At 60.5% G+C, this 21567-nt stretch carries 23 protein-coding genes; 8 read left to right on the top strand and 15 right to left on the bottom strand.

Going from position 1 to position 21567, the window contains the following annotated elements; genetic code table 11:
* Position 1: 1 nt before the first annotated feature.
* Positions 2 to 979 carry an FHA domain-containing protein gene (locus AADH44_RS07605; RefSeq protein ID WP_341952130.1) on the top strand — a complete coding sequence of 326 codons (978 nt, stop codon included), beginning with the start codon at positions 2 to 4 and terminating at the stop codon, positions 977 to 979.
* Between the two features lie 43 nt (positions 980 to 1022).
* Here AADH44_RS07605 and AADH44_RS07600 read toward each other — a convergent pair whose 3' ends face one another.
* The 10 genes from AADH44_RS07600 to AADH44_RS07555 all read right to left on the bottom strand — a co-directional run bounded on the left by AADH44_RS07600 (position 1023) and on the right by AADH44_RS07555 (position 12518).
* Entirely contained in the window at positions 1023 to 3935 is a 2913-nt protein-coding gene (locus AADH44_RS07600) for an aminotransferase (RefSeq protein ID WP_341952128.1), read from the bottom strand.
* A gap of 142 nt (positions 3936 to 4077) precedes the next feature.
* The gene (locus AADH44_RS07595) at positions 4078 to 4956 is read right to left on the bottom strand and encodes a MurR/RpiR family transcriptional regulator (RefSeq protein WP_341952126.1); all 879 of its coding nucleotides are present in this window, start codon (positions 4954 to 4956) and stop codon (positions 4078 to 4080) included.
* Positions 4953 to 6167: a M20/M25/M40 family metallo-hydrolase gene (locus AADH44_RS07590; RefSeq protein ID WP_341952124.1), complete on the bottom strand. Its 1215-nt coding sequence runs from the start codon at positions 6165 to 6167 to the stop codon at positions 4953 to 4955. Before AADH44_RS07590 ends, AADH44_RS07595 begins: the two co-directional genes overlap by 4 nt.
* A gap of 2 nt (positions 6168 to 6169) precedes the next feature.
* The gene (locus AADH44_RS07585; RefSeq protein WP_341952122.1) at positions 6170 to 6934 is read right to left on the bottom strand and encodes an amino acid ABC transporter ATP-binding protein; all 765 of its coding nucleotides are present in this window, start codon (positions 6932 to 6934) and stop codon (positions 6170 to 6172) included.
* Entirely contained in the window at positions 6931 to 7881 is a 951-nt protein-coding gene (locus AADH44_RS07580) for an amino acid ABC transporter permease (protein WP_341952120.1), read from the bottom strand. The genes AADH44_RS07585 and AADH44_RS07580 overlap by 4 nt, the downstream gene beginning before the upstream one ends.
* 30 nt (positions 7882 to 7911) lie before the next feature.
* Positions 7912 to 8868, bottom strand: a complete 957-nt coding sequence (locus AADH44_RS07575) for an ABC transporter substrate-binding protein (protein ID WP_341952118.1) — start codon at positions 8866 to 8868, stop codon at positions 7912 to 7914.
* A 143-nt stretch (positions 8869 to 9011) separates the two neighbouring features.
* The gene (locus AADH44_RS07570) at positions 9012 to 10319 is read right to left on the bottom strand and encodes a cyanophycinase (RefSeq protein ID WP_341952116.1); all 1308 of its coding nucleotides are present in this window, start codon (positions 10317 to 10319) and stop codon (positions 9012 to 9014) included.
* Between the two features lie 231 nt (positions 10320 to 10550).
* Positions 10551 to 11063, bottom strand: coding sequence for a hypothetical protein (locus AADH44_RS07565; protein WP_341952114.1), 513 nt, complete (start codon positions 11061 to 11063; stop codon positions 10551 to 10553).
* 58 nt (positions 11064 to 11121) lie between these two features.
* Positions 11122 to 11970, bottom strand: coding sequence for a cytochrome c biogenesis CcdA family protein (locus tag AADH44_RS07560; protein ID WP_341952112.1), 849 nt, complete (start codon positions 11968 to 11970; stop codon positions 11122 to 11124).
* Positions 11970 to 12518, bottom strand: a complete 549-nt coding sequence (locus AADH44_RS07555) for a DsbA family protein (RefSeq protein WP_341952111.1) — start codon at positions 12516 to 12518, stop codon at positions 11970 to 11972. Before AADH44_RS07555 ends, AADH44_RS07560 begins: the two co-directional genes overlap by 1 nt.
* Before the next feature lie 272 nt (positions 12519 to 12790).
* On the opposite strand from AADH44_RS07555, the gene AADH44_RS07550 reads away from it, so the two are divergent.
* Positions 12791 to 13534 (top strand): GntR family transcriptional regulator, encoded by a 744-nt coding sequence (locus AADH44_RS07550; RefSeq protein WP_341952109.1) that lies wholly within the window; start codon positions 12791 to 12793, stop codon positions 13532 to 13534.
* Between the two features lie 61 nt (positions 13535 to 13595).
* The gene (locus AADH44_RS07545) at positions 13596 to 14297 is read left to right on the top strand and encodes a spermidine synthase (RefSeq protein ID WP_341952107.1); all 702 of its coding nucleotides are present in this window, start codon (positions 13596 to 13598) and stop codon (positions 14295 to 14297) included.
* A gap of 77 nt (positions 14298 to 14374) precedes the next feature.
* Here the strand turns inward: AADH44_RS07545 and AADH44_RS07540 are convergent, their stop codons facing one another.
* The 3 genes from AADH44_RS07540 to AADH44_RS07530 all read right to left on the bottom strand — a co-directional run bounded on the left by AADH44_RS07540 (position 14375) and on the right by AADH44_RS07530 (position 15158).
* Positions 14375 to 14599: a hypothetical protein gene (locus AADH44_RS07540; RefSeq protein WP_341952105.1), complete on the bottom strand. Its 225-nt coding sequence runs from the start codon at positions 14597 to 14599 to the stop codon at positions 14375 to 14377.
* A 168-nt stretch (positions 14600 to 14767) separates the two neighbouring features.
* Positions 14768 to 14929, bottom strand: a complete 162-nt coding sequence (locus tag AADH44_RS07535; protein ID WP_341952103.1) for a hypothetical protein — start codon at positions 14927 to 14929, stop codon at positions 14768 to 14770.
* Positions 14930 to 14984: 55 nt separating this feature from the next.
* Positions 14985 to 15158 (bottom strand): CsbD family protein, encoded by a 174-nt coding sequence (locus AADH44_RS07530; RefSeq protein WP_341952101.1) that lies wholly within the window; start codon positions 15156 to 15158, stop codon positions 14985 to 14987.
* A 172-nt stretch (positions 15159 to 15330) separates the two neighbouring features.
* On the opposite strand from AADH44_RS07530, the gene AADH44_RS07525 reads away from it, so the two are divergent.
* Entirely contained in the window at positions 15331 to 16011 is a 681-nt protein-coding gene (locus AADH44_RS07525; RefSeq protein ID WP_341952100.1) for a response regulator transcription factor, read from the top strand.
* Positions 16008 to 17141 carry an aromatic acid exporter family protein gene (locus AADH44_RS07520; protein WP_341952098.1) on the top strand — a complete coding sequence of 378 codons (1134 nt, stop codon included), beginning with the start codon at positions 16008 to 16010 and terminating at the stop codon, positions 17139 to 17141. Before AADH44_RS07525 ends, AADH44_RS07520 begins: the two co-directional genes overlap by 4 nt.
* Here AADH44_RS07520 and AADH44_RS07515 read toward each other — a convergent pair.
* Positions 17138 to 18205: a diacylglycerol kinase family protein gene (locus AADH44_RS07515; protein ID WP_341952096.1), complete on the bottom strand. Its 1068-nt coding sequence runs from the start codon at positions 18203 to 18205 to the stop codon at positions 17138 to 17140. The genes AADH44_RS07520 and AADH44_RS07515 overlap by 4 nt on opposite strands.
* A 131-nt stretch (positions 18206 to 18336) precedes the next feature.
* Here AADH44_RS07515 and AADH44_RS07510 point away from each other — a divergent pair, with 131 nt between their 5' ends.
* Complete coding sequence (locus tag AADH44_RS07510) at positions 18337 to 19068, top strand: phosphatase PAP2 family protein (RefSeq protein WP_341952095.1); 732 nt, start codon at positions 18337 to 18339, stop codon at positions 19066 to 19068.
* Here the strand turns inward: AADH44_RS07510 and AADH44_RS07505 are convergent.
* Positions 19030 to 19839 (bottom strand): DUF1206 domain-containing protein, encoded by an 810-nt coding sequence (locus tag AADH44_RS07505; protein ID WP_341952094.1) that lies wholly within the window; start codon positions 19837 to 19839, stop codon positions 19030 to 19032. The genes AADH44_RS07510 and AADH44_RS07505 overlap by 39 nt on opposite strands.
* 43 nt (positions 19840 to 19882) lie before the next feature.
* Here AADH44_RS07505 and AADH44_RS07500 point away from each other — a divergent pair, with 43 nt between their 5' ends.
* On the top strand, positions 19883 to 20734 hold the full coding sequence (locus tag AADH44_RS07500; RefSeq protein ID WP_341952093.1) for a PPK2 family polyphosphate kinase: 852 nt from the start codon (positions 19883 to 19885) through the stop codon (positions 20732 to 20734).
* A gap of 2 nt (positions 20735 to 20736) precedes the next feature.
* The gene (locus AADH44_RS07495) at positions 20737 to 21504 is read left to right on the top strand and encodes a phosphatase PAP2 family protein (protein WP_341952092.1); all 768 of its coding nucleotides are present in this window, start codon (positions 20737 to 20739) and stop codon (positions 21502 to 21504) included.
* Positions 21505 to 21567: the final 63 nt, after the last annotated feature.

Below are 21567 nucleotides of genomic sequence, written 5' to 3'. Positions count from 1 at the left end.
GATGAGCGCCACCACGCGGCTTGACATCGATCTGGCATTCTCCCTCGAAGAACCGATCGATAGCTCGCACGCGTCATCTGACAGTGCGGCAGTCGAGTCGGAGCAGATGGCGGGCACCATATCCGCCAGCGGCCTCGACATTGACGTGTATTCCAGTAAGCCCGAACTGTTCGTGCAGTCGAGAACGGTGAAGCTCAAAGATCTTCGCGGTATCGCCGCAGCATTAGCGGAGCGTGGTCTCAGCGTTTCCCTCTCTGGCCCCGACGGTGTGATTGTGCGGCTTGGTGCTGTGCGGGCATCCGTCGCCCAGCGTCTCCTCACCGGTTCCTCTCATATTGGGCTCGGCAGCCGGAACGCGTTGGCTCCGCTGCTTCGACGCCGCAGCGCCGCAACCACGAAAAGTTCTGCGGTTAGGCTACCGCCCGGAACCCTGTTTCCCCTCGTGCCCACCTTTGACCGTCTGATTCGCCGGAAGATCACCACAACGCACTATGAATCTGGGGCAGGTCGGCCTCGGCTCATCTTCGTGGTGGGTTCCGAGAACTGGAACGGTCAAATGCCGCGCGAGTTTGCACTACTGCCGGGGATAACCACCATTGGTTCGTCACCATCGGCAGATCTGCAACTCCCCGGATTGGAACCTTTTCACGCCGAAATTCGCCACGATTCCGACGACGAATATGTGCTGCACTCGCTGGGTGAGGTCGGGGGAGGGTCGCAGCCGCTGCCAGGCCAAGAACCCGGCTCGAGAGTGCTTCGTACAGGTGCGCGGATGGAGATGGGGCAGTGGCGAATCGGGTTCTTCCGTGAAGAATATGCCGACCACGGGCGACCCCACGGCGGTCGACGGGGTGGCGAGTACGCGCGCCAAAAACCACAACCCAACCGCCGCAGCCAGAACTCGCCGCAGACGGCGCAGTCAACGGGAGCCGCTACAGCGACGGCCGATCCTGCACAACCGGACGATTCCTCAATCTAGCCGTTTGCGCGAATCGGTGATGTCTCGCTCTCGTTGGCCGGGGTCACCACCCGGTCGTCAGCACCCGATCGAGAGCGTCGACGAAAGCGTCGGCACTCGCCCGGGTGAGACACATCGGCGGTTTGATCTTGAGCACGCACTGATAGTCCGACGTGGGTTGAACGATGACACCCACCTCACGCAGGCGTTCGCAAATAGCGTTAGTTTCCTCGGTAGCTGGTTCTAGTGTTACTCGGTCTCGCACGAATTCGAGACCGAGATAGAAGCCGCTGCCGTGCACCGTTCCGACAATCGTGTGACGCTCGCCAAGCGAGGCGAGTCGTTCCTTGAGATAGCTCCCGGTTTCAACCGCATTTTCCTGCAACTTTTCGTCGCGAATGACATCGAGCACGGTGAGGCCAACAACACTCGACACTGGGCTGCCGCCTGCTGAGGAGAAGAAGTAGCCCTGCGAGCGGTAGTGAGCCGCTATTTCCGGTGTTGTGATCACCGCGCCGAGCGGATGCCCATTGCCCATCGCCTTGGCGACCGCGACGATATCAGGCACGACCCCCTGCTGTTCGAAGCCCCAGAACCACTCGCCCAAGCGGCCGTAGCCGACTTGCACCTCGTCGGCGACCGCGAGACCGCCATATTTGCGCACCGCGCTATAGACGGCATTGAGGTACCCGTCGGGCAAGGCGATGCCACCGGCGTTGCCGTAGAAAGTCTCCGCAATGAAGGCGCCGACGGGGGTTCCAGCGGCGGCCAGACGCTCGACCTCGGCCACAGCTTCGTCGGCGTAACGGGTGGACTCCGTGCCGCGGTGCTTGCCTCGGTAGGTGTTTGGTGCGTCGACGGTATGCACCCAGTCTGGCCGCGTACTGAGGGCGCCGGGGTTATCAGCGATCGAGGTGGATACGGCATCCGAAAGGTACGTCCAGCCGTGGTACGCCTCGCGCACAGCGAGCACGTCGCTGCGACTTTTCCATGCCTGGGCAATGCGTAACGCGAGGTCGACAGCCTCCGAGCCACTATTGACGAGAAAGACTGAGCTGAGAGGCTCGGGGAGCAGCGCGCTCAACCGCTCGGAGAAGTCGACGACCGCTGGATAGTTGAAGCGGGAATTGGTGTTCAGCAGGCTCCACTGCCGGGTGATGGCGTCGACGAGGCGCGGGTGGGCGTGTCCGATCGAAGTGACGTTATTGAGCACGTCTAGGTACACCCGGGCATCGGCGTCGACGAGGTACTCCTTCCACCCACGCACCATCATCGGAGGCTCGTCGTAGTAGAACTCCTGTGCGTCGGCGACGGTGCCGCGTCGGCGAACAATAAGAGCCGCCGAATCGCGGTCCGTACTCGGAAGTGTGTGGCCAAGCACGAGGGATGTTGGATCGCAGGCGAGAGCGCGCCAAGCGGCCGTGAGTTCGGGGCTGACCATCCAGGGCACCTTGTCATCGCCGAGCGATGCTCGCACACAGAGCTGGTGCTGGGCGCGGGCGATTGGTGCGCCAGCGTGCACCTCTGAGTCGGTCGGGACAAGAGCTTCGGCACCCTCGAGCCTGAGAAGCACGCCGTTGCCGCGAAACTCAATACCGTCAGCACTGTGCGTGACGAGGCCCTGCCAGGGAGCGGTCACTTCGTGCGGCTTCGCCAGCGTGAGCTCGATGCCGAGCGGAGTGTTCAAGGGATCTGGATCGATCGGAATACGCGCGCGCGTGAGCCGGGGCTCGGCGAAGCGGGTAAGCGCGGCGGACACACCAGCGTTGAGGGCCTCAGCGGCGATCTCCGCTTCAGCGTCATTGTCGAGCCAGCGCCCGCTGTCGAGCGCAGCACTCGTCGCGGAGAAATCGAGCACGGTCACATCGCTCGTATTCAGCGTTGGGATCAGCATTCCCCCCGACGGCAGGCTGGCGTGACGGGCCTCGAATCCAAGCGAAATGCGAACGAGTTCGTTTGCGACGTCCAGCGGCACCGAGGTGGCCTGCTCAAAGATGCGCAGCTCGTGCAGCAAATTCTCGCTTGCGTACTCATTGTCGGGGTCTGTAGTTTGCACGTGGTGGCCGCTCGCGACGAGTATCGCGCCGCGGAGCACGACGAGGGGCCAGAGCGCTTCGGCTTCGGCCAGCGATAGCGGGCGGACCGAGTGGTAGGCCGCAACGGCGCGGAGCACGGATGGCAACGTGGCCCCGTCATGGTGCAAAAGCGAGGAGACCGTGATGGCGATCTCGCCGACAGCCCAGCTGCGGTTGACATCACCGAAGTCAATTATTCCGTCGGGGATGCTCGTCAGGCTGTCGTTGGAAACAACATTGTCGTCGGTGAGGTCACCATGGATTGTTTGCACCGGAAGGTCAGCGGACAAGGAAGACACCTGTGCCCAAGCGTTGTCGCCCGCCTCGCGCAGGCGCGCACGAAGTACTTCGTCGCCGACGTGAGGAAGGAGCGCGTCTAACACTCCCGGAGCTTGCCGAAGATCCCACTGATTTGAGCGCTCAATATTGGGAGCATCGAAGTCCGCGAAAGCGACGGCGACGCGAGCTGCAAGAGCACCGATCGCGCGCACAGCGCGGGGGGACAGGTAGCGCCCGCCAGATAGCGGTGCGCCGTTGAGGAAATCGAGCACACGGGCGTGGAGTTTCTGGCCGTTGGCCGTGAACTCCTGCACGCGTGCGCCATCGCGCCCGGTGCGAGTGAGCGGCACCCGGATGCTGGGCTCCCGTGCGGCGAGGTGGGCGGCGGCGAGCGATTGTGCCTCGAGCTCGATCTTTGTGGTGGCGGGGTTGGAGATTTTCAGGAGAGCGCGCTCATGCGAGCCGTTCAGAAGGAAATTACGGTCCTGATGGCTGCCGAGCGAACGAGCCGTGGCGTCAATGCCAAAGAGTGTGTCGGCGAAAGCCGCGGCATCCTCCTCGGAGATCTCCGGAGGTGGGTCTTGCACCAGGGAGAAGTCGACTGAGTTAGACGTATCGTTCACAGTGGGATCCTGTCGGTGAGAACGGGTGAAGGTACGAGGGCAGCCAAGGGACATCCGCTGCTCCAATCTATGCCAATACCCTCGACGGTGCTCGGATTCCCGCCGTCGCCGCAGACGGCAGGTTCTCCCCAGAATCGTGCTCCTAGTAGAGACCCAGTTCGTCGGCAGTCGCTTCCGTCCGGCGCATTCGTTCGGTCGCGGGGTCGCCCAACGATTCGAGGCATCCGGCAATCACCGCTTCGACGAGAGCCAAAACGGGGCTCATTGCGTCAAACGGGGAAGGCGAATCGGTTTGGCTGGCGAGCACCACCGTCGCATCTAACGCTATCGGCGAGAGCCACGAATCGGTGAAAAGTACGACGGGCGTGTGACGCTTCGCGGCCCGAGTCGCCAGTGCACGCGTTCCCTCCTCATAGCGGCGGTAGTCAAACAGGACAAGGACGTCGGCGCGACCGATGCCGGTCATGGCCGCGGCGCGCGCGCTGGGTTCCTCCGGAAGGAGGGTGACGCCCGCCCGCAGCATTTGAAGATGCTGCGCCAGATACCGTGCGAAGAGGCCACCGAAGCGGCCACCGGCCAGCCACACCTGACCACGAGCGCCAGCGATAGCGGCGACACCGGCTTCGAAATCGTGAGGAGCGACCTCAGCGAAGGTCCCGGCGATGGCACGAGTGGTTGTCTCGGCTGCTCGGTCGAGAACGCTCGTTTCCTCCGCACTTCTCGCGCCGGACGCCGACAGGTCGCGGTCGTAGATCGCCATGGGTGACGCGGAACGTTGGTCGAGGTCATCCCGCAGCGCCTGCTGGAATTCCGGAAAACCGGTGAAGCCGAATCGAACGGCGAACCGCACCACCGTCGGACCACTTACGCCAGCACGAGCGGCGAGTTTGGCAACAGTCTCGAACCCTGCCGACGGAGAAGAGGCGAGCAGAACCCGGGCAACTTTACGTTCAGCGGGGGTGCAATCACCCATTCCGCGGCGGATCCTCTCAGTGACAGACACGTGTTCTTCTGACGTCATCGTGCCCCTCTCGAACTCTCATCATCGTAGCGCGAGACCTCGACGATGAGCGCTGAAAGCAGGGCGACGCGCTGGGGGACCGTGGTCAGGTCAATCCACTCGTCGTCGGTGTGGTCTCCTCCTCCGATGGGGCCCAAACCGTCGAGGGTTGAGACTCCGGTCGCCGCGACAAAGTTCGCGTCGGATACTCCACCGGTCGCCGCAACCTGAAGGTTCACGCCCAGGTCGGCGGCAAGTCTGGTTGCGATGCGTGCGAGATCGCGTGTCGAATCGATTTCTAAGGGAGGGCAGACATCCAGCCGTTTCGCGGTGATTACCGCGCCCGAGACGTGTGGCGTTCGTGCGCGCTCGTCAATGGCATCGAGGACCCCGACCAGATCAGTAATGCGCTCGGCGCGCACCTCAACGGTCAATTGCGCTGAACCAGGGACAATGTTCACCCTGCTCCCGGCGGCAATGGTGCCAACGTTAACTGAAAGGCCTGGGGCTGATCCCGACAGCGCCTGCAATTCGAGGAGAAGGTGCGCCGCTTCCACAGCCGCATTGACCCCTCGCTCTGGTTCCACTCCCGAATGCGCAGTGCGGCCCCGCACGTCGATGTGCACATCGGCGACTCCCTTGCGCGACCCCACAATGTCCCCATTCTCGCGCGCGCATTCCATGCAGAAAGCGACATCGCTCGTCGAGGCAAGTTGCGCCAGAATGGCCCGACTTGCGGGTGAGCCCACCTCTTCGTCGGGGGTTAGAGCGATGACGAGTTCCCCAAAACCATCCCAACCCGAGTCGGCTAACACCCTCGCAGCGGCGAACGCGGCCGCGATGCCACCCTTGTCATCGCTGACACCGGGACCATACGCGCGTCCGGCATGCTCGCTATAGGGGCGTTTCGCCGATTCTCCCTGGTCGAAGACTGTGTCCATGTGGGCAAAGAGAAGGACGCGGTTCGTGCCCGTGCCTGTTCGTCGGGCGATGATCACGGGGCCGTAGGCTTGTCCGCCGACCGGCTCCGTCTCGTGAGCCGACACGGAGAAGCCCTCCTGAGCGAGACGTTCGGTGCACCAGACGGCGACTGCTTCGACGCCAGCAGCGTGCTGGGAGCCAGAATCGATCGCGACAAGCGCGGCGAGGTCGTGGCGGAAGGCGTGGTCGAGTGAGCGTGCAGAACTGAGAAGAATCTCGGCGGTCGGCACAGCGATGATGGATTCCGTCATCGTTAGAGCACCTTGGAGAGGAAGGATCGGGTGCGCTCTTCACTAGGATCGACAAGGACCGTTTGAGGGTCACCAGTTTCGACGATGACACCTTCGTCCATAAACACGGCGACATCTCCCACTTCGCGGGCGAAGCCGATCTCGTGGGTGACCACGATCATCGTCATCCCGGATTCGGCCAGCCTACGCATCACATCGAGAACTTCGCCGACAAGTTCCGGATCCAATGCTGACGTCGGTTCATCGAACAGCATCAGTTCGGGTTCCATCGCCAGCGCGCGAGCTATCGCGACGCGTTGCTGCTGACCGCCAGACAGAGCAGATGGATACACGTCGGCCTTATCCGAGAGACCGACTTCATCGAGCAGCTCAAGCGCGCGACGGCGGGTGTCGGACTTCGATCGGCCGAGCACCTGCACCGGGGCCTCAGCGACATTTTCCAGAGCGGTCATATGAGGAAACAGGTTGAAGCGTTGGAACACCATCCCGACACGTCGTCGCTGCGCAGCGACCTCGGTTTCGCGGAGCTCGTGCAGGCGGCCACCGCGCTCGGCGTAGCCGACGGTGTCGCCAGCAACCCGGATCGTTCCGGCGTCGATTTTCTCTAGGTGATTGATGCACCGAAGGAAGGTGGACTTGCCCGACCCACTCGGCCCGAGAAGGCACGCAACTTGGCCCTGTTCAACCGTGAGGTTGATGCCTTTCAGTACTTCGAGTGATCCGAAGCGCTTGTGCACGTCGATCGCTTCGACCATGGGGTTTGTCATTTCGTTCCGTTCTTCCGAAGGCGTAGGAACCATCCCGCCACGCCGACACGGCGCCCCGCGACTCCGCGGCCGTAGCGGCGTTCGAGCCACATTTGCGGCACGTTGAGAACGCTGGTGAGCACGAGGTACCAGATGGCAGCGACGACCAGCAGTGGGATGATTTTGTAGTTCTGGGCATAGGCGGCTTGCAGGTTGGACATGAGGTCGTGACCGGCGATTACTGACACGAGCGCGGTGGTCTTCAGCATGGTGATGACCTCGTTGCCCATCGGGGGCACGATGACTCGCATCGCCTGCGGGAGCACAATTCGCCGCAGTGTTTTGGCCGGCGACATGCCTAGGGAGTGTGCGGCTTCGGTTTGTCCCAGGTCGACCGACTGGATGCCGGCGCGCACGATTTCCGAGGCGTATGCCATCTCATTGAGTCCGAGGGCAAGCAGCGCGGCCACCGTTGCGGGGATGATGTCCGAAGTGGACACCGACCAGAATTCGATACTCGTGAAGGGGATGCCGATCACGAGCTTGGGCACGAAGGCTCCGATAAAGCCCCAGAAGATTAGCTGCAGAAGCACGGGTGTTCCACGGAAAACCCAGACGAAAAGGCCGCTGACGACCTGCAGCACAGGGTTCGGCGAGAGCCTCATCACAGCAACGACGATGCCGCCGCTCAGGCCGATCACCATGGCTGCCACGGTGAGGTAGAGGGTGGTGGCGAGGCCGCTGAGGGTGAGCGGAGCGAAGAGGTACTCTCCGACGGTCGGCCAGTCGAGGTTCGGGTTTTGCGCGATCGAGACGAGCAGACTCGTGGTGAAGAGCGCGACGATGATGGCCGCCACCCAGCGGCCCGGATGCCGCAGGGGAACGGCTTGGGTGGGAGTTGGGCGCGACCCGCCCGCGGGATGTGATCCCGCGGGCGGTGTTGCGACGGGCTGCTGCGTTGCAGTCATGGTCACTTCCAATGAGAGTGGATCGAGTTCCTAGGACTTGGCGGCATTGATGGTTGCCGCGTCGATTGCGATGCCTTCAACACCGTATGCCTCGAGGATGGTCATGTAAGTGCCGTCATCCATCAGGGACTGAAGGGCCAGCTGGATGGCATCGGCGAGATCCGCGTCGGCGTTCAGCACACCAATTCCGTTGAGTGTCGAGTCGTAGCCGGTCGGTGCCTTCGGGTCTTCGATGACCTCAAAGGTGTTGCCGTCATTGGCCGTCTTTGCGACGAAGCCGGCCGATGGCTTCGTCAGTACGCTCGCAATGACTTTGCCGCTGGTGATCGCGAGCTGCGCGTCGGAGTCTTTGGGGTACTCCGACAGTGCGATCGCACCCTTTCCTGCGGCAGCGCATTCGTCTTGCCACACGGCGACGAGGTCAATCTGACTGGCTCCGGACTGGACTGCGAGCTTCTGCCCGCACAGATCTAGGTAGGTTTCTATGCTGGCGGGATTACCTTTTTCTACGAGGATTCCGGTTCCGGATGCGGAGTAGTCGACGAAAGTGAGTACGTCCATCCGGTCGACGCTCGAGGTCATTGCCGAGATCGCGACCTGGACTTTGCCGGCTTGCAGCGCCGGGATGATGCCGTCGAACTTCTGCTGTTCGAAATCGAAGTTGATGCCGAGCTTTGCGCCGATTGCCTGACCGAGGTCGTAGTCCACGCCGGTGATGACGTCAGATCCTTCGCTTTCGAACATTTCGAAGGGTGCGTACGGCACATCGGTGGCTACCTTCAGGGAACCAGCGTCAATGTATTTCTGCGGTAGAGCCGCGCGTGCAGCATCGTCGACGCTGATTGTGACACCCGCTACCTCGACGGGCTTGGCTGCTGAATCTCCGGGTTCGGAGGCCGGACTGCACCCTGTAGTGAAGAGTGCGGTGGTTGCAAGGATGGCCGCGCCCACGAGAGCGCGGCGAGTGTGCTGGGAATGTAGTGCCATGGGATGCCCTTCCTTTGGCCGCTCTTCGTTGAGCGACTCGTCACGATCAGTATGTAACAAACGTTTCTTAATTGCCAGTATTTCAACAAATTGTAACGACAACGGCCGCACCCGAATAGATGCGGCCGTTGTTCCGGACCGAGCTACTCGCTCGACTGGATTGCGAGCTTCACGTTCGAGAACGAGATCACTCCCGCTGGGGTGGTCCACGCCTGGGTGAACCGATCGCCGCGCAGAGACGTGGTGAACTGCGGTTCGGTCTCCAGACTGTTCCCGGTGCCTTCGCGGCTCGTTGCGCTCACGACCGAGCGACCGAGATCGCGAAGCGTGTACTCGCTACCATCGCCCTCGATTGAATCCCAAACATCCTCGACGGGTGCCACAGCGGCCGCAGTCGTCGAAACGGCCGTCGATCCTGGCGCGCGCCGAGTGAGGCCGGCGCGGAGATTGAGAGTATCTCCCGCTGTCAGGTAGCTCCACCGCACGCCAGAGACACCTGCGTCATTCGCTCGGGCGAACCGGAGGTCGAGCAGAGATGCCCCATTGACGCCGATCACCGTCGCGTGCTGAGTACGACGGTCCACGACGACGGCGGTTGTCTCGTCGACACCGAGTACGAGCCTGTGTCCCGTCTCGAGGGCGAGCTTCACCGCACGCCCCTGCCGCCCCCACGTCGCGAAATGGCTGTCCAGCATCACGGAGTTAATGAAGCCGAAGCCCCCAGATGGAAGGTAGCCGAGCTCGGAGGCATCGTCGAGGTACCCCGCGGTAGCGCCGTCCCGCCATCCCTCGTAGGGTTCACCGCCCGTGATCATGTCTGCCCCCTGCAGGATCGTGAGTCCCGCACTGACTCCGGAGACCACCCCTCGATCGGCTACCTCGCGGAGTGCGCTGAGAACGGGCGTGTCGGTGCAGTTGGTGAATGCCTCTCGCGCGGCATCCTCGCAGTTTTGGAGAGTGCGCACATACCGCATCTGGTCGCCACCGCCGAAGAAGACACCAGTGCTCTCGCGCACCGCCGCAGCTACTGCTGGATCATTCGCCCGGTCGGGCGTGTACTCATCCCCGGGGTAGTCGACGGCTCCATCGATCGGCACCGCGTAGGTCTCGGCACCGAAGCGTTGGAACAGTGACGAATAGTAGATTCCATTCGCGGCTGCATTGTTGAGTTCGTCATTAGCTGCATCCTCTGGGGTGCTTGCACCCGTGGATGCTGCTGTCACGATCGCGATTCTGGCCTTGGCCGGGCCAGAGCCATCTGGATCAGCCTTCGCCACAATGGCGGAGAGGATATCCGCGTTCTCGGCCAGATTTCCGCCAATGAGGACAGCGGTAGGGCGGATTTTGTTCTTCCATGTTGTGGTGGTGGGCGATGCTGCAGCAGGGACGCTTGATGCGACAAGCATGACGGTGACTAAGCCCACTAGGGGTGGCAAATAGCGATGATCCACGATGATCTCCTTGAAATGAATGTTTCAGAATGATGCAGATTGCGTGGAAGCATAATAGAAATTTCAGCCACCGCCTACCCCTGGGCAGCACATTTTCTACCATGAGTAGCCAAAAACGCAGTGCCTGGCGTCCTTGTTGACACGAGACCAGCGCTCACATCCCTGCTCCACAGATGGCCGCTTAGATGGTCAAGTTCAGTAGGGGGTCAGGTTCCGCTAGCTAGGTTCCCGCTATCTGGGGAGAGCGAGATCGGCGCCTTCCGTGACATTCACACTGGTGACGGGACAGGCCTCTTCGCTGGTCAGTCGACGGGTGAGCGCCCAGACCAAGAGAGCGATGGATGCGGCAGCCAGATACGGTTGGATGGGTTCGAAGAATTGCAGGGCGCCACTGGTGCCCAGAGCGATCAGGACAAGTTTGTTGCATACAGGGCAACCGACGGCGAAGAAGGACACGATCGCCCCTGCCCCTCCAAGCCGCACGGTGCTCTGTCTGCTCTGGCCGTTTTCGGGCCGTGACACGTAGGTGGCCGTGAGCAACCCGGCGAGCACTGCAGTGATGATGAGTGCGGGCTGCGCCCACCATGTTGGAGGAACCTCCCGCGAGAACACCGGGGTGTCGATGAGATCGGTCGGGACCGCGACAACCAGATAGGTCAACAACGCGGTGCCCGCCGCGACCAACCACCGCCGCACCGGCCACCCGCGCAAATTGTTGCTCAGTGTTGCTATACGACGGTTCATCGATTTCCTTTCGTCGAGCATCCAGATGCCGAGGGTTTGTGCCAGAGCTGAAACGTCCTCACAGGATCCGTTCCTTCTCCGGCGCAAGAGTAGGTCGCCGCCCCTGTCTGGATCGGATGGCGAAAACCGTAACGACGACCACAATCGCGAGCACAGCGATAACGCTGAAAACCACGTTGGAGACGCCTGACGATATGTTGAGCGCCCAGCTCTCAGCAGCGAACTGGTCCGAAATAGTAAGAACCCCGCCGAGCCCCGCGGTTCCCTCCGTCACCAACAGGAGAACCCCAATGCCCACAGAAAGTGCACCAGAGATGATCATCAGCCACGAGTTCTGCCACCGCCCGATGTGCAAGGAACGTGGCCGCATCCACTTACGCTGACCGACTTTGGCGCGATCCCACACGAGAGCGAGCACTACCAGCGGAACGACCATGCCCAGAGCATAGATGGCGAGCATGATCCCGCCGTAGAGGGCGTCACCGCCGATAGCAGCGATTGTGAGGACCGACCCGAGAATGGGACCAGCGCACACTCCCGCCACACCGTAAACGGCACCGAGGAGAAACACTGAGACCTTCGATGTTCCTTCCGCGCTGCTGCCGCGAGAAAAGCTGGGCAACCGGATTCCGGAAAGCTGAACCAGACCGAGGGCAATGATCGCGGAGGATGCGACAGCCACGAACGCTTCACGATCCTGTGTGAATAGTGCCCCGAAGGACCCGGCTAAGGCCCCAATCGGAACCAGAGTCGCGATCAAGCCGAGGTAGAAGATGCCCGTACGGGCCAGCAACCGCGTGGGGGAGCTGAACGCGTAGGCGAAGAACGCCGGGAGAAGCATGATCGAACACGGGCTCAGTAGGGAGAGGATGCCGCCGAAAAATGCTCCGGCGTAGCCGATATCCATCAGTTCCTAGCTTGTTCGAGCTCGGTGTCAATCGCCTCACGGAATGCTGAGATGGGTTGCGCTCCACTCAGGGGAGTGTCGTTGACAAGAAACGTTGGTGTGCCCGTGGCTCCGAGGGAACGTGCCTCCGCAAGATCTGCCTCCACACGCCTCAGTAGTTCGGGATCCGTCAGATCCGCTTCGAATACGGCCATGTCGGGCACCCCAATTTGCTTGGCAATTTCGATCAAGCGTTCTCGCGGCAATGCGACGTGGCCGCGCTCGGGGGCGTCAGCGAATACAACTTCGCCGAACTCCCAGAACAGACCTTGTTCTCCGGCCGCACGCGCAGCGACTGCGGCGGCGACCGACTCGTCACCGAAGACTGGTAGGTCGCGCCACTCCATTCGCACTACTCCGGCATCCACGTATTCTTGGATGAGTTGCGGCATAGTATCGCGAGCGTAAACTCCGCAAAATGGGCACCTAAAATCGGCGTACTCAACAAGAACGACCGGTGCGTCGACCGCCCCGAGGGCCAGCGGATCTCCGTCAATCCGCCGAGACATATCAAGCTCGGACCCTTCGCTGGCGTCAGCCGGGTTCTCGTTAGCGTCTGCGGGCCCACCCGGAGTTGCGTCCCCATTCTGTTGAGCTGTGACTCCGACCCCAACGACTACCGCGACTATTAACAAGCCAGCCGCCGCAAGGGCATATCCTTTCCAAGATCGAAGGGTCGATGTGCTTGTTCTGCGTTGCGATGACATTGGCTCGTCTCGTGGAAGGTAACAATACAAGTTAAAATGTACATACATTTGCTGTGGGGAGACGGAGAGTGAACATGAACGAGTCCTCGACCCGCAGCAACAACGGAGCCGCACCGTTGTGGAAAACGATTTCTGTGGATCTGGGGGAGCGGTTAGCTAGAGGCGAATTCAGCCACGGTTTTCCGGGGGAATTGGAACTGGCTCAGACCTATGGAGTGAGCCGGGGAACGGTGCGCAATGCGCTGCGGCCGTTGAGAGACAAGGGTGCGATCACAGCAGAACGCGGGCGCCGCCAGCGCGTTGTGGAGTCAGGAGACGGGCTCCTCTTTGGTCCGCTGCACAGTCTGTTCGCTTCCGTTCACGCCGCCGGGATGATCCAACGGAGCACTGTCCTGAAGCAGATCGTCACCACAAACCCCCGTGTGTCTGCGCTCCTCGATCGCTCCCCAACAACCCCGCTCTTCCATTTGGTCAGAATCCGGTACGCCAATACTGCGCCACTCGGATGGGACGAGCTGTGGTTACCGAACGAACTCGTCGAACCGCTTGCCGAGGTCGATTTCTCCAATACCGCGCTCTACAAAGAACTTCGTGAGCGCTGCGGCATCACCCTCGACGGTGGGCGAGAGGAACTGCGAGCGGATGTTGCTAGCGCATTGGATATTCACTACCTCGCGTGCGATCCGGGTGAACCGATTCTGAGCGTCAACCGTCTCGGGATTCATGCTGGCGCGCCGATCGAATTGCGTCAAAGCCGGATTCGCGGACACCGTTACGCGGTCACCACACAGTTCGGTGCGATAACCGCAGATGACTAGTGCACCACCGCGAAGAAACCAGTGCCCTTTTCGTTGGCAACGCCTCCGTTAGGCTCAACTTATGATCAATTCCCGGTTTGAAGAGCTCGATTGGCAAGAGACTCCGATGGGGGAGCTGAACCTGCGCCGACGCCTCGAACCGACGCTCGGCGTTGACGTGTACGAGGTGAAGTTGGGCGACGAGTACCTCATGTCGAGCCTATTCACCGTTGCAGAGATTGCGCTTTCCGATCTCGGACTGGCCGCGGTCAGCGGTGACAATCTGCGAGTTGTTGTCGGAGGCCTCGGGCTCGGATACACCGCCGTTGCCGCCCTTGCCGATCCCCGTGTCGCCTCGCTCGAAGTAATCGACGCGCTGCCTGCCGTGATCGACTGGCACCAACGTGGATTGTTGCCGGTATCTGCTGGGCTGACCGGAGATGGCCGCACCACGCTCACGCACGCCGATTTCTTTGCTGTCATGCGCGCCGAACCGACGAAACAGTCCGACGCGATTCTGCTGGATGTCGACCACTCGCCGCGACACCAACTCGACCCCAGCCATGCCGACCTCTATACCGTTGCCGGATTGGGGCGGGTGCGTGCTCACCTCTCAGAGGGAGGAGTATTCGCGCTGTGGTCGGATGACCCCACCGACGACGAATTTATGGAACGCCTGGGGCACGTCTTCGCGAACGCTGTCGCACACACTGTCGACTTCGACAATGCTCTCACCGGTGGGGTGTCATCCAACACGGTGTACGTCGCGACTCGGGAAGTGTAGCTTCAATCGATGCAGACATAGTCTGCGAGAACTCCTCGTCGCGGCGAGGGTTTACCGCGTCAGAGCGATCGTCAGGATCAGTTGTGAGTTGCTCGGCGGTATTGGCGGTGAGGCCTGTCGGGCTGCTGATTATCGGGCTGCGCGGACACGCTCTCAAGCCATTCTGCGATGGGGGTGTCACCGGAGGCGCGGTTGGTGTGGGTGCGCGCTGCAACAGGAACCGGCATCCGGTCGCTTGGGGGGAGGTCAACGTTGCCGGGTCTCACCCCAAGTGCGTTGCCGCCGTTTTGGTCGACAGTCATCTCAGCTCATTTCTCCTGACCGGGTGACCGGGTTGGGGGAGTTGTTGTGATTCGGAGGTGTGGGTACGGGTGAGAAGCGAGGGTTCCTGGTCCTTGGATAACCCCCGCTTCCAGCGCCAGCATGTGGTGAATTGCTAGCGAACTGTTGCTATTCCGGTGGTACGGCAGTTACGCGCGGTTGCCGGTCAGCTTGCGAATCAAGAAGGCGATGACGGCGAGGATGGCCAACACAACGCCAACCCAGAGGAGGAAGTTGAGCGACTGGATGAGTCCGCCGGTGATCAGAAGGATAACTGCGATGACCGCAACGACGATTAATAGAGTGTTCATAGGGATATGCCTTTCGAGATGAGTTTGTGGGGGTTGTTGCTAATGGGGTAAAGGACTATTCCTTGACCGCGTCTTTAACGTTTTCGGCGGCCTTCTTCAGGTCGGCCTTGGCTTGATCGGTTTTACCTTCGGCTTCGAGTTCCTCGTTGCCGGTGGCTTTTCCTGCGGCCTCTTTGGCTTTGCCCTGCAGGTCTTCCGCCGAGTTTTCGATCTTGTCTGATGCACTCATAAGTGAGCTCCTTTTCTTCTGAGGGAGGGTTATCGACTGGTGCTAGTTCTCAATGTGCAGAGCCCAGTAACCATGCTCACAAGCCGAGATTATTGTGAACTTTCTTTGCGTGCCTCACCCTTAGGGGTGAAATTTGAGGAAAAGGGGCGGAAGGGCACAATATTATGGAGAAATGAACTCACTTCGAATCGCGCTGGTTAATGATTACGAGGTCGTCGCTCGCGGGGTGGTAGGAATGTTGCGCTCCTATCAGAGCCGGATGAACGTAGTCGAGCTCGACCTGAATAAGCGGGTCGGCGAGCACGTGGATATCGCCCTGTATGATACCTTCGCTGCCACTCGAGGTGATCGCGCTGCGGTTCAGGAACTTGCCGCTAACACGCTGGTCGAGACGGTGGTTGTCTATTCGTGGAACCTCGATCCCGCACACGTACAAGCGGCGCTTGCTGACGGGGCCGGAGGGTACCTCTCTAAAGGGCTCTCGGCGTCGAAGCTTGTAGCCGCCTTGGAGTCAATTCACGCTGGCGGCGAGCGGATCCACATTGGCGGCACAGGCAAACTGACGGTGAGCGCAGGCGACTGGCCGGGCCGCGAAGAGGGGCTCACCGAGCGCGAAGCAGAGGTTTTGGCGCTGATCACGCAAGGATTCTCTAATGCAGAGATTGCCGAGCGAACCCACCTCTCTATCAATTCGATCAAGACTTACATCCGAAACTGTTATCGAAGCATCGGCGCTAACAGCAGAACCAATGCCGTGCTCTGGGGTATCGAACACGGTTTTCGTCCCGACCGGGTAAGAATCGAACATCCAGAACCTGCGCCCGGTGGGGAACAGGTCATGGCGCGAGCGTGAATAGAAAACCACTGAGGGACATCACGTTCGAGCCAGTCAATAAGAGGGCGTGGCGGATAAAGTCGCAAATTACCCGGGCACGCATCTTGCATGCGACCAAAGCGGCCATCGCCGTTGGTCTCGCTTGGACTATCGCACCGTACCTGCCGGGGGTGGCCGACAACTACCCCTACTACGCTCCGCTTGGCGCCATCGTCAGCATGTACCCGACACTCATGGGGTCGATGAAGAATGCGCTGCAAACCCTGGGCAGTCTCGTCGTCGCCATTGTGCTCGCCGGGGCGGTGATTGTCTTCAGCCAGCCAAATGTGGCAACAATGTCGATCGCTGTTGGCGTTGGCGCTCTGATCGCTTCCACCGGATGGTTTGGCGGTAACCGCGAGTACATCCCGGTTACGGTGCTTTTCGTACTCATCATCGGTGGCCCCGACGCAGACGCGTATTCTATCGGATATCTCGAACAAGTCAGCCTAGGAATTGTGGTCGGGCTGCTGGTCAATATACTAATTTTTCCTGCGCTCAGCCTAGACGCCGTAGGACGGCAGCTGTCGAACTATCGCGTCGTGCTAGCCGATCATCTCTCTGAGGTGGCTAAAGCCCTCGCCGAGAGCTGGCCGCCGGAACTAGATGGATGGGCATCCCGCAAAGATGCGCTGGTCAGCGTCTCCCGCGAAGTGCGCGCAGCGGTGCTCGACGCCGATGACAGCCGCAAAGCCAATCCTCGAGCTCGCCTCCATCGCAGAGACCTAGGAGCAGATTACGACGATTTGGCTGCCCTCGAAGCGGTCACCTTTCACGTTCGAGATCTCACTGATGTCCTTGCTGGGGCAGTGTGGGGCACGTCGATCGACATCGAGCTCAGACCGGAGTTGCGTCCATCGCTGAGCGTGGCCATTGACGCGGTGTCGGCACTACTCCGGGATTGGGACTCCGACGCGGCGCAACGCGCGACTCACTCGTCAGCGACGGCAGCTGTGGCGTCCCTGATGAAAGAACTGGCCGAAAGAAGAGACTCCGCTCCGGCGACGTCGATCGGCGGAGCGGACGCCATCGCAATGGATCTCGCCCGCATTCTTGCTGCGCTGAGCTTCCGAGTCGAACAGCCTGAAGCGATCGAAGACCCTGGCTAACTTCCGTTTGAGTTGCCGGGATACTCGGACTCCGACTGCGGATTGGGCGGGGGCACACGTATCCGCAGTCCGTCTGGCTTGATGCGGGCTTTGAGTGCGATGGCCTTCCCGAAACTGTCACCGTCGAGCTCAATCTCTTCAGCCGTATTCAGACGCATAGTTATCTGCTTCGCTTTCACATAGTTCAAAGCGCGAACGTTTTTGGTAGTGAGCGCTTCGCCTCCCTTGATGCGGCGAAGAACGCCATTTTCCCAGAAGACTTTCCCCATGATTTGCAGCCAGCCGATAACACCTTTAGGGCGCATGACCGCGACATCAAATAATCCATCATCAGGGGAAGCGTCGGGAAGGAGAAGAACGTTGGCCGTGAGGGAGCCACAGTTTCCGATGATGATCGTGTGCGGGCGAGCGGCACGAGCACGACCGGAGTCAAGTCGGTATCTCACCCGAAGCTCGCTCTTATCGGCGAGCGACTTCGCAATGGCACCAACATAGGCCAACCACCCAATCTTCTTCTTGAGCTCGTCGTCAGTATTGACCAACATTTTCGCGTCAAGTCCAAGACCCGCCATCACCACAAAAGCGTGCTTCGTCAGTTTTTCCTTTTCGTCGCGAATCTCGATGAGTCCAATGTCGAGGAGCTTGTCTACGCCGGTGAACGCGGTATGGGCGGAACTCTCGATATCATCCAAAGCAAGGTCGAGGTTACGGGCGAAGAGATTGCCCGTTCCGGACGGCATCAGGGCCAGGGCCGCATCACTGTCGTGCACGATTTCGGCTACCGCCCGCACTGTTCCGTCGCCGCCAGCGACGATGACCAGATCTGCACCCGAATCCAAAGCTTTGCGCGCCGCACCCTGCCCGGGGTCTTCCTTGCTGGTGGGAAAGTACTGGGTTAGTTTCCAGCCGGCGGCGGCTTCTTCTGCCGCGACCACCGATTTGATCGCTTCAAGGTCAACCTTGATGGGGTTGTAGATCACGGCCGCGGTCAGCTCAGGCAAGGTCTTCTCTCCGGTCTTTGCAGTCATCAGTCCACCCGACTCTTTCTCGACATCATCCATCATCCGTCATCTGTCAGTGCGTATGCCATCGAGTTCAGTCGACCGGTTCCGACGGTGAATTGACTCTAGCGGGTGAAGAAGGCAGGGGCTCTGTGTGTTTACGCTTCGCCCTCAGAAAGTTCTAGCATTGCGTCATGGTGAACAAGCATCCAGAAATTGCCGCCACCGACCGTGCCCAACGCGTCCGTCGAGTGTGGCCGCTGGTGAGCGGATTCGTCGCGTTGGGGCTGGTGTTCGCATTGGGCGCACTGATCGTTGTGCGCGATAAGGGCATGCCACTCACCATCGATACGTTGTGGATGGCAGTACTGGGCGAGAATCGTTCGCCGATCTGGCAAAACTTGGCGCTCGTGCTGAACTATCTGGGCGCAGGAGCGGTCGCCAGCTTTATCATTCCCGGCGCAATCATCATTGCGTTGCTGCTGATAAAGCGACCGTGGGCCGCGCTCTACTTTCTGATCGCCACCGCGCTCACTGGCGGCACCGTCCAGCTTCTCAAACACCTCTTCAGTCGGGCGCGGCCCGACACCATCCTCGTGAACGTGGACTTCGGCTCTTTCCCCTCGGGCCATGTCGCTAACGCGGCAGCTATGGCCCTCATTCTGTCGATACTGTTCCCGCGGCTATGGGTATGGATTGCCGGTGCCGTCTATACCGTGATGATGATGCTCAGCCGCACCTACTTGGGAGCGCACTGGTTGAGTGACACTGTCGGTGCGTTGCTACTCGGAGTCGGTGTCGCCGTTGTTGTGGCGGCACCGTTAGCCGCAAAAATTGACGGAGAGCGTCGCATCCGGGGTGGGCGGATCGCGCGAGGCCAGCGAGAATCAGAGTCGCGCGCGCCAGGCCCGGACGAAGCAATATAGTCCGTAGGCGATGAAGCCGACTCCGATCACAGTCAGGATGACCATGCCGTAGGGCAGGCTCGCAAGATTCTTCAGCGCCCCATCAAGGCCGGTGGACTTGCTTGAGTCGTGAGTGACCGCGGCGGCAATAAGAAGAATTCCTACAACACCGATCGCGATTCCTTTCGCGACATACCCCGCAACGCCGAGGGCGAGCACGAACTTCCGCATCGGCTCGGCGGGCAGCGAAATATCTTCGGTAAACTTCTGGGTCACGCCTTTGTACACGAAATACGCTCCGACGCCGAGAACGACAACACCGGCGAGAATCAACACGAAGACACCGCCAGGGGACGACAATAGCGTCGCACTGGCACTGCTGGCGCTGCTCGACGAATTCGATCCGCTGCCGAGCGCGAAGGGCACCGCCGAGGCTCCGACCGCAATATAGGTCACCGCCTTCGCGAGTTCAGCGGCGCGTCGCTTCCACTTGTTTTTGGAATCGCCGCCGTGCATAAGAAAAGCCGAAATGAGTAGCCATAAACCGAGAGCGAACATGCCGACGACTACAGTCCACAGCAGGAAAACACCGCCCGGGGTTGACGCCAGCTGACCAAACGCGCCGGACTGATCTGCCGAGCCCCCTCCAGCACCGATCGTGATGCTGATCGCCAACGAACCGATGAGAATATGTACGAGGCCGTTGACGGCAAAGCCCAGACGGGCCAGACCACGAAGTGGCGTGCTGTTCTTAGCGCTGCGGGCCGCGCCCGACACTGAGGCATCATTCATGAGGCTCAGTGTATGCGAGCAGCCCTACGAGATACCATCACCTATGTCGAAAACTGTGTGGTCAGAAGAACCAAGCGAGATTCTTCGGGTGGATTCGGTGTTCCAGCTCGCCGACGTCGACCCGACGGCGACGCCCGGAATCACGGCCTCGAAAAAGTCGGGCACGGCAATGCTGCGCAAGAACCGCCGCACACTCGGTAAGTTGCAGGGCAAATTGTTTGCCGACAGCACGGTCGGAGGAACAGCGTCGTTGCTGATCGTGTTGCAGGGGATGGATAGCTCTGGCAAAGGAGGGATCGTTAAGCATGCCCTCGCCGGTATGAATGCTTCCGGCGTAGTAGTGCACGGCTTCGCAGCCCCCACGGACGAAGAGAAGCGTCACGGGTTCCTGTGGCGAGTGCGCAAACGCCTCCCGGAACCAGGAATGGTCAGCGTCTTCGATCGATCCCACTATGAGGACGTTCTCGCCGCCCGGGTACAAAACCTCGCCGACCCCAAGACGATCGAAGGACGGTACGGCAGAATCAACACCTTTGAGCAGACGGCAATCGATAACGGAATCGTCGTCATCAAAGTGATGCTTCAGATCAGCGAGAAACAACAAAAGAAACGATTGGTTGCCCGGCTCCACCGCAACTCGAAGTTATGGAAGTACAACCCGAGCGACGTCGACGACCGCGAACGGTGGCGGGCGCTGCAGGAGGCCTACCAAATCGCGCTCGAACGAACATCCACAAATCACGCGCCCTGGTACGTCATTCCTGCCGACCATAAGTGGTATGCCCGACTGGCGGTGCAGCAGATTGTGATCACGAAACTGCGCGAGATGGAGTTGGACTGGCCGCGACCAGAGTATGACCTGAAGAAGGAACGCAAGCGGGTCGCCGGAGCCTAAACATGAGCGTGAACAGTCCTACATCACCATCGAGCACCTCGCGGCATTCCCGGCTCTATACGAGACTCTTTGTAGACGAACGAATTGTGCCAGCCGCGACACAAATGAAGCTGTATGTGGTCGCGGGCTCGCTCATCTTCCTCGGGCTTGTGAGCCTGCTGACCCTGTGGTGGTCGGTGCTTCAACCCGAGCTCCTGACCACAATGGATACCGCGATCCAAGCGTGGCTTGAGGATGGTCAGACGGAGACCCTGACTGTGATCATGGTGGTCGTTACGGAGATTTTCGGACCCATTGCACTTCCCATCATCGTGTTGGCGGTGACCGTGACCTGGGGCGTCCGGGCTGAGCATTCATGGCGGCCGTTTCTCTTGGCAACAGGAATTCTCACCGGGGTGATCATCGTGCAGATCATCACCCGTGTTGTTGGTCGAAGTCGGCCACCCGTGGACCTCATGCTGTATGGCCCCGATATGACATTCTCATTCCCGTCCGGTCATGTTCTTGGTGTGGCCGATTTCTTCCTCATCGTGACTTTCTTGGTGTTCTCGCGGCGCAACAACCCCCGCATGGCTGCGGTTTCGTACACAGTGGCCACGTTGCTGGTAGTCGCCACAGCCCTGAGCCGCCTCTATCTCGGCTACCACTGGACCAGCGACGTGCTCGCCTCCATGGCCCTTTCACTTGTCATCCTTGGCAGTGTGATTGCCGTCGACACCTATCGCACAACGCGTGTCATCCCCGGTGCGCACCGGAGCGTACCCGCGTAAGTACCTGACCGACGTGCCCGCTGAGCCGATTCCCGCGTGAATTTGCAGCGGCATCACAGCGGG

Origin of the sequence: Salinibacterium sp. TMP30 (genome assembly GCF_038397785.1) — a bacterium.
Taxonomy (GTDB): domain Bacteria; phylum Actinomycetota; class Actinomycetes; order Actinomycetales; family Microbacteriaceae; genus Rhodoglobus.
The sequence above is the reverse complement of the archived record's forward strand: the minus strand, read 5'-3'. Positions and strand labels throughout refer to the sequence as shown.

Excerpts from the sequence above, each read along its gene's own strand:
- AADH44_RS07555 (WP_341952111.1), bottom strand. The coding sequence starts at position 12,518 with ATGTCTCGGCGGATTGACGGAGATCCGCTGGCCCTCGGGGCGGTCGAC.
- AADH44_RS07585 (WP_341952122.1), bottom strand. The coding sequence starts at position 6,934 with ATGACAAACCCCATGGTCGAAGCGATCGACGTGCACAAGCGCTTCGGA.
- AADH44_RS07575 (WP_341952118.1), bottom strand. The coding sequence starts at position 8,868 with ATGGCACTACATTCCCAGCACACTCGCCGCGCTCTCGTGGGCGCGGCC.
- AADH44_RS07595 (WP_341952126.1), bottom strand. The coding sequence starts at position 4,956 with ATGACGTCAGAAGAACACGTGTCTGTCACTGAGAGGATCCGCCGCGGA.
- AADH44_RS07525 (WP_341952100.1), top strand. The coding sequence starts at position 15,331 with ATGAACTCACTTCGAATCGCGCTGGTTAATGATTACGAGGTCGTCGCT.
- AADH44_RS07495 (WP_341952092.1), top strand. The coding sequence starts at position 20,737 with ATGAGCGTGAACAGTCCTACATCACCATCGAGCACCTCGCGGCATTCC.
- AADH44_RS07590 (WP_341952124.1), bottom strand. The coding sequence starts at position 6,167 with ATGACGGAATCCATCATCGCTGTGCCGACCGCCGAGATTCTTCTCAGT.
- AADH44_RS07545 (WP_341952107.1), top strand. The coding sequence starts at position 13,596 with ATGATCAATTCCCGGTTTGAAGAGCTCGATTGGCAAGAGACTCCGATG.
- AADH44_RS07515 (WP_341952096.1), bottom strand. The coding sequence starts at position 18,205 with ATGATGGATGATGTCGAGAAAGAGTCGGGTGGACTGATGACTGCAAAG.
- AADH44_RS07560 (WP_341952112.1), bottom strand. The coding sequence starts at position 11,970 with ATGGATATCGGCTACGCCGGAGCATTTTTCGGCGGCATCCTCTCCCTA.
- AADH44_RS07510 (WP_341952095.1), top strand. The coding sequence starts at position 18,337 with ATGGTGAACAAGCATCCAGAAATTGCCGCCACCGACCGTGCCCAACGC.
- AADH44_RS07505 (WP_341952094.1), bottom strand. The coding sequence starts at position 19,839 with ATGAATGATGCCTCAGTGTCGGGCGCGGCCCGCAGCGCTAAGAACAGC.
- AADH44_RS07580 (WP_341952120.1), bottom strand. The coding sequence starts at position 7,881 with ATGACTGCAACGCAGCAGCCCGTCGCAACACCGCCCGCGGGATCACAT.
- AADH44_RS07530 (WP_341952101.1), bottom strand. The coding sequence starts at position 15,158 with ATGAGTGCATCAGACAAGATCGAAAACTCGGCGGAAGACCTGCAGGGC.
- AADH44_RS07500 (WP_341952093.1), top strand. The coding sequence starts at position 19,883 with ATGTCGAAAACTGTGTGGTCAGAAGAACCAAGCGAGATTCTTCGGGTG.
- AADH44_RS07550 (WP_341952109.1), top strand. The coding sequence starts at position 12,791 with ATGAACGAGTCCTCGACCCGCAGCAACAACGGAGCCGCACCGTTGTGG.
- AADH44_RS07540 (WP_341952105.1), bottom strand. The coding sequence starts at position 14,599 with ATGACTGTCGACCAAAACGGCGGCAACGCACTTGGGGTGAGACCCGGC.
- AADH44_RS07605 (WP_341952130.1), top strand. The coding sequence starts at position 2 with ATGAGCGCCACCACGCGGCTTGACATCGATCTGGCATTCTCCCTCGAA.
- AADH44_RS07565 (WP_341952114.1), bottom strand. The coding sequence starts at position 11,063 with ATGAACCGTCGTATAGCAACACTGAGCAACAATTTGCGCGGGTGGCCG.
- AADH44_RS07535 (WP_341952103.1), bottom strand. The coding sequence starts at position 14,929 with ATGAACACTCTATTAATCGTCGTTGCGGTCATCGCAGTTATCCTTCTG.